A 12,584-nucleotide genomic window follows, 5' to 3' on the forward strand; every position below is an offset into this window, starting at 1 on the left:
CGGCGGAGGGAACTGTTGGCCTGGATGTAGACGCAGCAGCTGCCATCGCTGACCTCAAAACCGTCTTCCCCGCCTGCGCGGGGAAGACGGTTTACGGTACGCGGTTTGCAGGCTAGCGCTACTTCGGTTTGCGAACTAGCGCTACTTCGGTTTGCGAGCTGAAGGTACGCGGTTGACGAGCCAAAGATGCTTGGCACTACGGCTGGTACGCGTATTCCTCCCGCCCCGCCACATCCACCCTCAGCGACAACACGCGACCATTGAGCGGATAGCTCTCGCGCTCCGCCTCCGGCCGGCCATGGCTGGCGCTGGTCACATACAAAGTACGCAGGTCTTCGCCTCCGAAGGCGATCATGGTCGGACACTTCACCGGCAGCTTCACTTCGCGCAGCAGCTCGCCGGATGGCGCAAAGCGCAGCAGGCGCGCGCCTTCGAACATCGCGCACCAGTAGGCGCCTTCGCTGTCGACGGCCGCGCCATCGGGCCGGCCGCCGTAGTCCGCCGCCTTCTTATCGGCCGAAAATACCTGGAAGGTCTCGCGCGCGCTCGCCGTTCCGCCGGCGGCATCGAAGCGATAGCGGTCGATCCGGTGCGCGGCGGTGTCGGCGTGGTACATCGCCAGCCCGTCCGCGGTGAAACCGAGCCCGTTCGAGTTCATCATCCCGCCCGACCATTTGAGGCTGACGACGCCTTTCTCCAGGCAGAACATCTGCGCCGCCTGCGCATCGCGCGGCTCGTAAATGGTGCCGACCCAGAAGCGCCCGGCCGCATCGACCCGGCCATCGTTGAAGCGCGTGGTGGCGGTGTCGTAGGGCGCAGCGGCGATGTCGCTTACTGCGCCGCTGCCGGTATCGAGGTGCACGAAGCCGGCGCGCGTGGCCACTACCAGGCCGCCGCCGGCGTGCTTGGCCAGGGCTGCCGGTTCGGTCGCCATGCGCCACTCGCGGTGCGCGCCGCTGGCCGGGTGCAGCGCATGCACCGTGAAGCCGCCGATGTCGACCCAGTACAAGGTCTGTTCGCCCGCATGCCAGAGCGGGCATTCGCCCACCAGCATCGGGGTGTCGTAAGCGACCGTGATGGCGGGGCTCATTACACCGCCGCCTTGGCCATGGCGATCAGGCCGTTGGTGGAGCTGTCGTGCAGCGCCGGCTGCGCTTCGCCGGTCAGTTCGGCCTCGATCTTCTTGGCCAGTACCTTGCCCAGTTCAACGCCCCACTGGTCGAAACTGTTCACATCCCAGATCACGCCCTGCACGAAGGTCTTGTGCTCGTACAGCGCAATCAGGGCGCCGAGCGTGTACGGCTTGAGGTATTCCATCAAAATCGTATTGCTCGGACGGTTGCCGGGGAAGGTCTTGTGCGGCGCCAGCGCTTCGATTTCTGCCAGCGACAAGCCTTGCGCCTGCAGGTCGATGCGCACTTCGTCGATGGTTTTGCCGCGCATGAAGGCCTCCGACTGCGCGAAGCAGTTCGCCAGCAGCGCGGCGTGGTGGTTTTCCAGCTCGTGGCCCGGGCGCAGCGCGGCGATGAAGTCGATCGGCGTGATGTCGGTACCCTGGTGCAGCAGCTGGAAGTAGGCGTGCTGGCCGTTGGTGCCGCAATCGCCCCAGATCACCGGGCAGGTCGGGGTGTCGACCGGCTGGCCGCCCTTGGTCACGCGCTTGCCGTTGCTCTCCATGTCGAGCTGCTGCAGGTAGGCCGGGAAGCGGCTCAGGTCCTGGTGATACGGCGCGATCGACACCGATCCGCAGCCGAGGAACTGGCGGTTCCAGAAACCGACCAGCGCGAGCAGCACCGGCATGTTCGCTTCCAGGGGCGCTTCCTGGAAGTGCTGGTCCATCGCATGCGCGCCGGCCAGCAAATCGCTGAAGTGGCCGAAGCCGACCGCCAGCGCGACCGGCAGGCCGATCGCCGACCACACCGAATAGCGCCCGCCGACCCAGTCCCAGAACGGGAACATATTGGCCGGGTCGATGCCGAAGGTCTTGATCGCTTCGGTGTTGGTGGAGACGGCGACGAAGTGGCGCGCCAGCGCGTCCTCGCCCGCGTGCTGCAGGAACCAGGCGCGCGCGGTCTGCGCGTTCATCATCGTTTCGGTGGTGGTGAAGGTCTTGGAAGCGATGATGAACAAGGTCGTTTCGGGATTGACCTTGCCGAGCGCGGCGTCCATGTCGTGGCCGTCGACGTTGGAGACGAAGTGCATGGCCAGGCGCGGGTGCGCGTACTGGCGCAGCGCCAGGCAGATCATCTTCGGTCCCAGGTCGGAGCCGCCGATGCCGATGTTGACGATGTCGGTAATCGGTTTGCCGCTGTGGCCCAGCCAGGTGCCGGCGCGCACGGCGTCGCTGAAGATGCGGACCCGGTCGAGCACCGCGTGCACGTCGGCGTTGACGTCCTGGCCGTCCACCACCAGCGGCGTGCCGCGCGGCGCGCGCAGGGCGGTGTGCAGCACGGCGCGGCGTTCGGTGAGGTTGATGCGCTCGCCCGCGAACATGGCGTCGCGCTGGGTTTCGACGCCGCGCTCCCGCGCCAGCTCGACCAGCAGTTCAAGCGTGCGCCCGTCAAGCCGGTTTTTTGAATAGTCTAGGAACAGGCCCGCCGCGTCGACGGTCAGTTTGGGAAAGCGTTGCGGGTCGGCGGCGAACAGGCCGCGCAGTTCCCAGTCTTCTGCCTCGATCGCGTGCGTTTCGAGGGCCTGGAAGCTGGCGGTGGAGGTGAGGGCAGGCTGGCGCATGGGTACTCGCTGTTCGGTTGGTTGAAATCGGGTGCCGGCCGCGCGGCCAGCGCATCGAAGAAGATTATCGAATGATACAGAAATTCACGTAAATTCACTACAAAAAACTGGCGGCCGCGACGGCAGCGCCGCTCGCATAATCAATGTTGCCGGGGATCTTCACGGGCTGCGGATGTGCAATGCACCATCGAAAAGAGAAAGTTGCGTGACCGCGATGTGCGGTTCCTGCCAGTTTTGTAGTAAAATTTCACGAAATAAATTCATAAGGAACGACCATGGCGTTGCATCCCGTAGTTGAATCGGTCACCAAACGCATCATCGAACGCAGCCGGCCTTCGCGCGGGGCGTACCTGGCGCACCTCGATGCGGCGCGCATCGAAGGCCCGCAGCGCGGGGCGCTGTCGTGTACCAACCTGGCGCACGGCTTCGCGGCTTTTCCGGCCAACGACAAGCTGATGCTCAAGCAGGTGAAAAAGCCCTCGGTGGCGATCGTCTCGGCCTACAACGACATGCTGTCGGCGCACCAGCCGTTCGAGCACTTCCCGGCCATTATCAAGGATGCGGTGCGCGACGTCGGCGCGGTGGCCCAGTTCGCCGGCGGCGTGCCCGCCATGTGCGACGGCGTCACGCAAGGCCAGCCGGGCATGGAACTGTCGCTGTTTTCGCGCGACGCCATCGCCATGGCGACCGCCATCGCCCTGTCGCACAATATGTTCGACTCCGCCGTGTACCTGGGCGTATGCGACAAGATCGTGCCTGGCCTGCTGATCGGCGCGCTGCACTTCGGCCACCTGCCGGCGGTATTCGTGCCGGCCGGGCCGATGACGACCGGGATGTCGAACAAGGAAAAGGCGCGCATCCGCCAGCTGTACGCGCAGGGCAAGGCCACGCGCGACGAGCTGCTCGAATGCGAGTCGCAGTCGTATCACGGCGCCGGCACCTGCACCTTCTACGGCACCGCCAACAGCAACCAGATGCTGATGGAGATCATGGGCCTGCACATGCCGGGCGCCGCTTTCATCACCCCGGGCACGGCGCTGCGCGACGGCCTCACGCGCGCCGCCGCCCAGCGCGCGGTCGCCATTTCGCAGCAGGGCGGCAGCTACACGCCGGTCGGCCAGATCGTCGATGAAAAATGCATCGTTAACGCGGTGGTGGGCCTGCTCGCCACCGGCGGCTCGACCAACCACACCCTGCACCTGGTGGCGATCGCCAAGGCGGCCGGCATCGTGATCGACTGGGACGACTTCAACGAACTGTCCGGCATCGTGCCGATGCTGACCCGGATCTACCCGAACGGCGACGCCGACGTGAACCACTTCCAGGCCGCCGGCGGCCCCGGTTTCGTGATCCGCGAACTGCTCGACGCGGGCCTGCTGCACGACGACGTGACCACCATCCTCGGCAAGGGCCTGCGCGCGCACTGCGCCGAACCCTTCCTCGATGGCGAAAAGGCGATCTGGAAGGAGCTGCCTGCGCAGAGCGGCGACGACAGCGTGCTGCGCCCGGTGGCGCAGCCGTTCGCGCAAGACGGCGGCATGATCCTGGTGAAGGGTAACCTGGGCCGCGCGGTGATGAAGATTTCGGCGGTCAAGGAACAGCACCGCGTGGTCGAAGCGCCGGCGCTGACCTTCAATTCGCAGGAAGACTTCATGCACGCCTACACGGCCGGTAAGCTCGACCGCGACTTCGTGGCGGTGATCCGCTTCCAGGGGCCGCGCGCCAACGGCATGCCGGAACTGCACGCACTGACGCCTGCGCTGGCCAACCTGCAGGACGCCGGCCGCCATGTGGCGCTGGTGACCGACGGGCGCATGTCCGGCGCGTCGGGCAAGGTGCCGGCCGCGATCCACGTCTCGCCAGAGATCCTGGCGGGCGGCCCATTGGGGCTGGTGCGCGACGGCGACATCATCCGCCTGGACGCCACCACCGGCACGCTCGAAGCGCTGGTGCCAGCGGCCGTGTGGGCCGCGCGCTCGCAGGCCACGGCCGACCTGTCGTCCAGCCATATCGGCATGGGCCGCGAACTGTTTACCATGTTCCGCAATGCGATCAGCGAAGCGGAGAAGGGCGCGACGACCTTCCCGCTGCCGTCGCCGATTCCAACCACCGTGCCGCTGCACGACGCCGCCGACATCGGCGACACCGTGCCCGGCTCCGACGAAGACTTTTTGATCAAGAACCCAAAATGACCATGACCCTACTCGACATCATGCGCTCGGCGAGCGTGATTCCCGTGATCGCCATCGACGATCCGGAGCACGCCGTGCCGCTGGCAAAGGCCCTCGTCGCGGGCGGTATCCGCGTGCTGGAAGTGACCCTGCGCACGGCGCACGGCCTGGGCGCGATCCGCGCGATGGCGCAGGTGGAGGGCGCCATCGTCGGCGTCGGTACCCTGACCCAGCCCGACGAATTTGCGGCGGCGCGCGACGCCGGCGCGGTGTTCGGCGTCTCGCCGGGTCTGACCCCGGCGTTGATCGAGGCGGCGCGCAAGAGCGGCCTGCCGCTGCTGCCGGGCGTGATGACGCCGTCGGAAGTGATGGCCGCGCGCGAAGCGGGCTTCCGCCAGCTCAAGCTGTTCCCGGCCGTGCCGGCGGGCGGCGTGGGCATGCTCAATGCGATCGGCGGCCCGCTGCCGGACGTGACGTTCTGCCCGACCGGCGGCATCTCGATCGACACCGCGCCGCAGTTTTTGGCGTGCAAGAACGTCGCCTGCGTGGGCGGTTCGTGGCTCACGCCGAAGGAGGCGATCCTGGCCGGCGACTGGGCCCGCATCACCGAGCTGGCCAGGGCGGCGTCCGCGCTGCGCTAAGGTTCGCCCGCCGTGCGATTTTACTGGCGCGGCAAACCGGGGCGTCCCATGACGCCCGGTGAAATCACGATGGCGTCCAGTCTGTTCGGCGACGCCATCGACTACGCGCGGGTACAGGTGCATGCGCGCCGCTACCTGCCGTTCGGGCTGCAGCCGAAGAACTGCGCCATGACGCCCAACGGCACCATCTACTTCGACCAATCCTGCTGCCTGCCCGATTTTGCGGCCGGCAGCGAGCACGCGCGCCACTGGTTCATGCACGAGATGGTGCACGTGTGGCAGCACCAGCTGGGATACCCGGTGTGGTGGCGCGGCGCGATCCGCATCGGCTTGAGCTATGCCTACGAACTGGCCGCGCACAAGACGCTGGCCGACTTCAACATGGAAGCGCAGGGCGACCTGCTGGCCGACTACTTCGTGCTCAAGTTCCTGCAGTCGTCCACGGCGATGCGGCAGCAGCGTTACGCGCACAGCCTGGCGCTGTTCGAGACCGTGCTGGCGGGTTTCCGTCGCGATCCGGGCGAGCGCAGGCATCTGCCGGGCGCGCGCGGCGCGCATTGAGCGGCCTGTCGGACAAACTCCCCGATCCTGCTTCAAGTCCCACACGGCGTTTCCTTATGTGCTGAGTCAACACTGCGCGCGGCCACCCCATTACTCTTGGTATTTATTTACGGAATCTTTTTCAGGAGAATGTTTTATGAGGGCCGCCCTGCTGACCGTGTGTTCCCTTGCCATGTGGTGTGCGAGCGCTGGCGCTGGGGCGCACCTGGGCGAACTCGATGTGCGCGCGGGGAGCGGGGGAATGCCATGCTTTACGATCTTTCAAAAGGATGAGCGCCGCTTCGGGGCGCCGGAGTTTCGTTCGATCAGCGTGAGCGAAGTGACGGCGGCAGGCAAGAGCTTGATGTGGGCCATGACGATTCCTCCGGAGCGGCCTTTCCAGGTAACGTTTCGGTTGTGCATCCCCTATGCGGGACGCTTGCCGGTCTTGCCGAAAACGACGGCCTTGCCGCTACAGCCGGGCAAGGTCTATGAAGCGCTGATCGACATCACGCCACCCATGCCGAGCAGTGCGCCACGCGCCTATCGCGCCAGGTTTTGCCTGAGCGGGAAGGCGGACGGGCCGCTGCAAGTGCGTACGCTCAACAGCGGGGCGCCGGACGGCAAGGGGCGCGGCGGCTGCCCAGGCTAGGTGCGACTGCGCGGCTTTTCCGGCCGCTGTCTTGTTACTGCGCAACGCGGAGCGTCGTTTATCCTGGTTTCGCTTCTTTAGCAACACGATTCCCTCACTTCATCTCAGCCTGCGCTCGCGCAATCCCTGTTCGGCCTCGTTCCTCTACTGTCGGATATAGATTCCAAGTGGAAATATCTTAAACCGACACCCGTGGGCTGCGATATGGCGACCATCTCCTCTTCCGACTGTTTGCACTCTCTCGTGGGCGGACGTCAGCATGACCGGCTGTTGCGTCTGTCGTTTCCCCACGATAACGGTCCTGTTGCGCCGTTGCTCGTCAATCGGCTGCACGCCTCGGAAGCACTGTCGCGGCCGTTCGAGTTCACGGTCGAGCTGTTGTCGGACGATCCCGGCATTCCGCTCAAAGACGTGCAGGGCAAGCTCATGTCCATCGCGCTGGTGCGCAAGGATGGCAGCCTGCGATATTTTTCAGGGCGGGTGTTCGGCTTTTCGCTGAAACGCGTCGATGGCGGCGTGTCGTTCTACGAAGCGCGGCTGGCGCCCTGGACCAAGTACTTGAGCCTGCGCAAGGACAACTACCTGTTCCACTACACCACCTTGTACCAGCAGGCCAGCAGCATTTTTGGCGATTACGCGAACCTGGCCGATTGGGATTGGCGGGTACAGGGTGCCAGTGGCGTGATGACCGATTGCTGCCAGTTCGACGAGACCGACAGTAACTTCCTGGAGCGGCGCTGGGCTGCGGCCGGCATCTTTTATTGGTTCGAACACAGCGCCACCGGCCACACGCTGGTCTTGTCCGACGATTCGGGGGCGGCCCCTGCGATCGACGGTGGCCATCCGGAGATCCCGTTCCAGCGCCATGGCGGAGCGGTCGAGGAGGATGGCATCGCCGAGTGGTCGCCGGGACGCCGGATCACGGAGGGCAGCGTTACCCTGGCGTCCTACGATTTCAAGGCGCCACAGCCGGCGTTTACATCCCTGCCGACGCTGCACCGGCAAGGCGAGGTGCTGCATGTCGAGTCCTACGAATACACAGGCGCTTTCGGATTCAAGGATGGCGGCGATGCGCGCTCGGTGGCGCAGACGCGCATGGAAGCGCTGGAAGCGGCCGGCAAACATTTCACGGGTGCGGGCAATAGCCGCCAGCTCATGCCTGGGCGCTGGTTTCGGCTGACCGGTCACGTCGGCCGCGGGACCACGGAACACGACGAACAGGCCAGGGAATTCCTGATCGTCGAGGTGATTCACACGGCAAGCAATAACTACCATGTAAGCACGACGGCGCCTTCCCATTACGAGAATGCGCTGCTGTGCGTGCGAAAAGTCGTGCCGTGGCGTGCTCCCCGCAGCCATCACAGCAGCGACACAAAGATCCACGGCATTCAGACAGCCACTGTGGTCGGTCCTGCCGGCGAAGAAATTCATACCGATATGTACGGGCGCGTGCGCGTGCAGTTTCATTGGGACCGTGCGGGTGCCAGCGACGAAAAGAGTTCGGCTTGGATCCGGGTGGCAACGCCGTGGGCCGGTGAAAACTTTGGGATGGTGTCGATCCCGCGCGTGGGTACCGAAGTGCTGGTGCAGTTCATGGACGGTAATCCGGACCGCCCGATCATCACGGGCATGGTGCCGAATGCGAATACGCTGCCGCCGTGGGCGCTTCCGGCCAACAAGACCCAGAGCGGAATCCTGTCACGTTCGACACCCGGCGGTAGCTACGACAACGCGAATGCGCTGCGCTTCGAAGACAAGAAGGGCCAGGAGCAGTTGTGGCTGCATGCGGAGAAGGACCAGCTGACCGAAGTCGAACATGACGAAGACAAATGGGTCGGCAACGACCGGCGCAAGACGGTCGACCGTGACGAAACCAGCCATATCAAGCGCGACCGGACCGAAACGGTGGACCGCGACGAAACGGTCACCGTCCATCGCCATCGCACCGAACGGGTCGACCGTGACGAGCGTATCAGCATCGGCGAGAACCGCAGCGAGGACGTCGGCATCGACGAAACGATCTCCATCGGCAGCAACCGCAATGAGACCGTGGGCAGGAATGAAACGATCAGCGTCGGCGTGAACCGCAGCAAGACGGTTGCCCGGAACGAGAAAGACAAGATCGGCAGGAACTGGTCGGTCAATGTGGCACGGATGAAGACCGAGACGATCGGCATGGCGTCGATGCAGAACGTCGGCATGGGCCGCATCGATACGGTGGGCATGGCCTACAACCTGAATGTGGGCATGGTCATGGCGACGGTGGTGGGACGCAGCCAGACGACCAAGGTTGGCAAGGTGGTGTCGGTGTCCGCCGGCGAGAAGATCGAGCTGGTGTGCGGGGGATCGAAGTTCGTCATGACGCCGGATGCGATTTACCTGGAAAGCAAGGATATCCACATCAAGGCGAGCGGCACGGTCCATGTCGACGGGCCGGCGGACGTGCATCTCAATTCAGGGAGTGCGAAAAGTCCGCCGGAGGGCGACGGGGAGAATGGCGCATGACGGCCGCGGGTCCGGCGGACGGCAGGCCCGCAGCGCCTGATGCCATCATCGTCAACCATACGGGGTTGCCGCATTTCTGGTTTCAGCAGGCAGGCCCGGAAGGCGAGCGGCTCGATGTGCTGGTGGTGCGCGCCACCTTCGACTTCGCGGCGCACGGCGACGTCATCACGCTCGCGCGCGAACAATGTGCTGTTGTCGCTGGCGATGCGTATGCCGGTCCGGCATCGACCGATCCGCTGCGCGCCGTGATCGAGGAAGATGGCGACCTGGTGCCCTACAAACCCGGCACGGACATTCTTGTCAGCGGCCGCGCACGCGCCCCGGGCGGGCTGGCATGTGCCCAGTGGCTCGCCGGGTTGCGCGTCGGTACGCTCAAGAAGCTGGTGCGCCTGCATGGTCCGCGCCAGTTCCGCAAGCACGCCTTTGGCTGGCGCCTGGGTCCCGCTTGCCCCGTCGATTCCGTGTGCCTGGACTACCGTCTGGCGTACGGTGGCTGCATCGATATCGCGGCTTCCCTCACGCGCGACGGCGAGCGGGACTCGGTCAGGCATAGCGGCAATCCGGCAGGCATCGGCTGGCTGCCGACAGCGGGCGATTACCGGCATCTGGGCAAGGCCGGCCGCGCATTCGTGGCGCGCTGGGTGGCTGGGCAACAGGTGCTCGATGCTCCCCAGATCGAGGCGCCGCTCGATCCGGTCACCCATCCGTGTCAAGGTGTGCCGCCGCAGGGATTGAGTGCGATCGCCCGCTGGTGTACGCCTCGCGTGGGCTACCAGGGCGATTTCGATGCGCACTGGCGCGCGAACCGGTATCCGCTGCTGCCGGACAATTTCGACCCGCGCTATTTTCAGAATGCCCCGGCCGACATGGTCGTGACGCCGCACCTGCGCGGCGACGAAAGTGTGACGATGACAGGCTTGCTCCCTGAAAAGACCGACATGGTTTTGCCTGGAACGATGCTGATCGTCGTTGTCCGGCTTGCCAGCGGGCGTAGCGAGGCCAGCATTCCGCTGCTCGACACCCTGCGGTTCGACCTGGAACGCCGCCAGGTATCGATGGTCTGGCGCACCCATTTCTATCACGACGATCCGGTGGTGGAGATCGCTATCGCGGCGACTTCGTCCGTTAGCGCAGCCGCGCCGGCTCAGACGCCAGTGCAAGCGTGAGCGGGGTGGATGATGGGGCAGACCCGACATATCGCGCATGCCGAGGGATGGCTGGCTGTCGCAACGGAGCCTGATCTGTGCAAGGTGGGCAAGTGCGTGGTGGCGTTTAACAGCTTCGCGCGGCTCGATCACCGGCATGCGGCATCGCCGGATGTAAAGGCGCGCGGGACGCCGGTGTATCGCGTGGGCGATCTTTTCAAGAATACGCAAGCGAATGCGGGGGCGCATGTTATTTCCGGCACATCGCTGGGTTCCGGCTATCTCCAGATACTGGAGGGCCATTCGAACGTCAAGATCAACGCGATTCCTGTAGCGCGGCACGACAGCGCCTGCCGCATCAATTGCGACAGCACGGGCTTGGGTGGTGCGCGTGGGCAGATTGTGACCATGACCAAGACTGTTGCGCCGGCGGTGGCTAAACCAGCCGCCGCGCCACGTGTCAGTAAAAAACTTCTTCAATTGAAAGCGATGCGCGACTCCCTGATTGGAGGGCGCCTGAATCTGGATGCGCTTGACGAAATTGTTAATTTCGGTGGACTAAACAATGTGCTGGATAGTTGGATAGCCGAGATTCAAGGAACGCCTGGAACGGTCGGAGATTGGGATGCTCAAGTCAGACGCGGCTTGCTTGGCGGCATTAAGCAGATTGCCGTTGGCACTGTTGAGCTTGGCTACGAAGGAATCAAGAACGTTCCCAAATTAATACGCCGCCTCGGCACGAAAGAGGGCTGGTTGCTTGCGGCGGTGGACCGTCAAATTCTTCTCGAAGAGATCAGCCTTGGCAATCTCAGTGGCGAGAGCATTGCGCAAGATGCTGGGAAGATTGGTGCAGCCATGGCGCGGCCGGTGACCAATCCTTGGCAGAAGGGGCAGTACGTTGAAGCAACGACGCGAGGCGGGTTTGAACTCCTTACTTTGCTGAGTGTTCCGGTTAAAGCGCTACGTGCCGCACAAGCCAAAAAATTATTGGATCTGGCGAAGGCTAAGGACGTAGCCGCTGCTGCCTCAGCCGCTGTCAGTACCACTACGGCCGCTGCTCATCCGGCCTCCAGCGTTATCGCGGCAGTTGGCGCGCCTTCCATTGGAACTGTCAGTCGTGCCGCCGCGACGGGAAGCGCCGCCATCACTGGTGCCGTAGGGAGTGGCGCCAGCACAGCGACCGTTGCGACAGTGCCAGCAGTTGCAGGACGAATTGGCCCCGGTACGGTAGGTGCATCGACGGCATATGGTGGGGTGTATGTTTCGCTTGCGCCAAAACGAATGCGTCCTGCAGCCAATGGATTCTCTGGTCCGGACGGCTACATCACGCACGGGATTCGGGACAGCCCACTTCATTCCGAGGAAGGACGTAAATTAGTCGCCTCTTATCGTTCGCAAGGAGTTGCACCCGATAGTGCACTGAAAAGGTCCAGAGAGCTGATGGCTAGCGGCTCGACCTTGCCAAAGGCAGTCGATCTTGCAGCGGGAGAGTCGCTATTTAAGATCGTTCCTGAGGGGAGCATGCCCGGTCCTAATTCAGCATTTTTTGCAACCAAGGATGAAGTAAGCGCATTAAAGGGGATGAGTTACGACCAGATCTCTGATCGTATCGGAATCCCTCTGGAGAGCCAGCAAACTCTGCGATTTGATGTGGTAGAGGTTAAAGCGACCAAGGCCGTCACTGTGTTTGAGTCCAAAATTGCCCCTACAAGCCAGAACGGTTACATTCAGCCTGGTGGTGGAATACAGACCCTTATTACGAATCGCAGCGCTTTTACAGATCCTACCGTGATTGGAAAGTTACCATGACGTTGATTAAAAGAAAGCTTGTTAGAGTAGATGAGCAGACAGGGGACTATGCGGAGGTGGATACAGTCCGACTAAAGCGTGAAACGCAGGAATTAATGGACTATATCGGCTCAAATGTCGATCCGAATAAAGATCCGTACAGGATATGGACTTCGGTTGTTCCTTTGTGCCGAGCTGTGCTCGATGAAACGATTTCATTGCCTGTCTCCTTTTTCGACCTGCCGCTCAGATATGAAAGTCGGGAAGGCCTTTTGGACGCCGAGTTTGACGACCTTTTTTCCAGCTTCGTCTTGACGATATCGGGTACAGCCCGGGAGATTCTCGATGAAGTTGTTATCGATGGTGTAAAGTATATGTACGCCGATTTTGAAGAGTAGACGCGACCGGA

The 12,584-nt window shown here is 63.3% G+C and carries 10 protein-coding genes; 8 read left to right on the top strand and 2 right to left on the bottom strand.

All coding sequences use genetic code 11. The features are described 5' to 3' along the window. Positions 1–196 precede the first annotated feature (196 nt). Together EJB06_RS10575 and pgi are read right to left on the bottom strand one after the other, a co-directional pair. Complete coding sequence (locus tag EJB06_RS10575; RefSeq protein ID WP_229427013.1) at positions 197–1,090, bottom strand: SMP-30/gluconolactonase/LRE family protein; 894 nt, start codon at positions 1,088–1,090, stop codon at positions 197–199. Then, a complete protein-coding gene (gene pgi, locus EJB06_RS10580) occupies positions 1,090–2,733 on the bottom strand; it encodes a glucose-6-phosphate isomerase (protein ID WP_126074001.1) in 1,644 nt (547 codons plus the stop codon). Before pgi ends, EJB06_RS10575 begins: the two co-directional genes overlap by 1 nt. Positions 2,734–3,008: 275 nt before the next feature. Between pgi and edd the strand changes: the two genes are divergently transcribed. The 8 genes from edd to EJB06_RS10620 all read left to right on the top strand — a co-directional run bounded on the left by edd (position 3,009) and on the right by EJB06_RS10620 (position 12,573). Continuing rightward, positions 3,009–4,925, top strand: coding sequence for a phosphogluconate dehydratase (gene edd, locus EJB06_RS10585; protein WP_126074002.1), 1,917 nt, complete (start codon positions 3,009–3,011; stop codon positions 4,923–4,925). Then, complete coding sequence (gene eda / locus EJB06_RS10590) at positions 4,922–5,545, top strand: bifunctional 4-hydroxy-2-oxoglutarate aldolase/2-dehydro-3-deoxy-phosphogluconate aldolase (protein ID WP_126074003.1); 624 nt, start codon at positions 4,922–4,924, stop codon at positions 5,543–5,545. Before edd ends, eda begins: the two co-directional genes overlap by 4 nt. A 48-nt stretch (positions 5,546–5,593) precedes the next feature. Beyond that, the gene (locus EJB06_RS10595; protein WP_198420808.1) at positions 5,594–6,106 is read left to right on the top strand and encodes a Rhs element Vgr protein; all 513 of its coding nucleotides are present in this window, start codon (positions 5,594–5,596) and stop codon (positions 6,104–6,106) included. Positions 6,107–6,242: 136 nt separating this feature from the next. Then, positions 6,243–6,737, top strand: a complete 495-nt coding sequence (locus tag EJB06_RS10600) for a hypothetical protein (protein WP_126074004.1) — start codon at positions 6,243–6,245, stop codon at positions 6,735–6,737. Positions 6,738–6,941: 204 nt separating this feature from the next. Continuing rightward, a complete protein-coding gene (locus tag EJB06_RS10605) occupies positions 6,942–9,242 on the top strand; it encodes a type VI secretion system Vgr family protein (RefSeq protein WP_229427014.1) in 2,301 nt (766 codons plus the stop codon). Next, complete coding sequence (locus tag EJB06_RS10610) at positions 9,239–10,408, top strand: DUF2169 family type VI secretion system accessory protein (RefSeq protein WP_126074005.1); 1,170 nt, start codon at positions 9,239–9,241, stop codon at positions 10,406–10,408. The genes EJB06_RS10605 and EJB06_RS10610 overlap by 4 nt, the downstream gene beginning before the upstream one ends. A gap of 9 nt (positions 10,409–10,417) precedes the next feature. Further along, positions 10,418–12,196 (top strand): hypothetical protein, encoded by a 1,779-nt coding sequence (locus EJB06_RS10615; RefSeq protein WP_126074006.1) that lies wholly within the window; start codon positions 10,418–10,420, stop codon positions 12,194–12,196. Then, positions 12,193–12,573: a hypothetical protein gene (locus EJB06_RS10620; protein WP_126074007.1), complete on the top strand. Its 381-nt coding sequence runs from the start codon at positions 12,193–12,195 to the stop codon at positions 12,571–12,573. Before EJB06_RS10615 ends, EJB06_RS10620 begins: the two co-directional genes overlap by 4 nt. The last annotated feature ends 11 nt before the right edge of the window (positions 12,574–12,584 follow it).

The sequence above is a fragment of the Massilia atriviolacea genome, assembly GCF_003953935.1.
Lineage (GTDB): Bacteria > Pseudomonadota > Gammaproteobacteria > Burkholderiales > Burkholderiaceae_D > Telluria_A > Telluria_A atriviolacea.

What these genes read in the sequence shown, in the direction of transcription:
- EJB06_RS10575 (WP_229427013.1), bottom strand. Translation starts at nt 1,090, where the DNA reads ATGAGCCCCGCCATCACGGTCGCTTACGACACCCCGATGCTGGTGGGC.
- pgi (WP_126074001.1), bottom strand. Translation starts at nt 2,733, where the DNA reads ATGCGCCAGCCTGCCCTCACCTCCACCGCCAGCTTCCAGGCCCTCGAA.
- edd (WP_126074002.1), top strand. Translation starts at nt 3,009, where the DNA reads ATGGCGTTGCATCCCGTAGTTGAATCGGTCACCAAACGCATCATCGAA.
- eda (WP_126074003.1), top strand. Translation starts at nt 4,922, where the DNA reads ATGACCATGACCCTACTCGACATCATGCGCTCGGCGAGCGTGATTCCC.
- EJB06_RS10595 (WP_198420808.1), top strand. Translation starts at nt 5,594, where the DNA reads ATGACGCCCGGTGAAATCACGATGGCGTCCAGTCTGTTCGGCGACGCC.
- EJB06_RS10600 (WP_126074004.1), top strand. Translation starts at nt 6,243, where the DNA reads ATGAGGGCCGCCCTGCTGACCGTGTGTTCCCTTGCCATGTGGTGTGCG.
- EJB06_RS10605 (WP_229427014.1), top strand. Translation starts at nt 6,942, where the DNA reads ATGGCGACCATCTCCTCTTCCGACTGTTTGCACTCTCTCGTGGGCGGA.
- EJB06_RS10610 (WP_126074005.1), top strand. Translation starts at nt 9,239, where the DNA reads ATGACGGCCGCGGGTCCGGCGGACGGCAGGCCCGCAGCGCCTGATGCC.
- EJB06_RS10615 (WP_126074006.1), top strand. Translation starts at nt 10,418, where the DNA reads ATGATGGGGCAGACCCGACATATCGCGCATGCCGAGGGATGGCTGGCT.
- EJB06_RS10620 (WP_126074007.1), top strand. Translation starts at nt 12,193, where the DNA reads ATGACGTTGATTAAAAGAAAGCTTGTTAGAGTAGATGAGCAGACAGGG.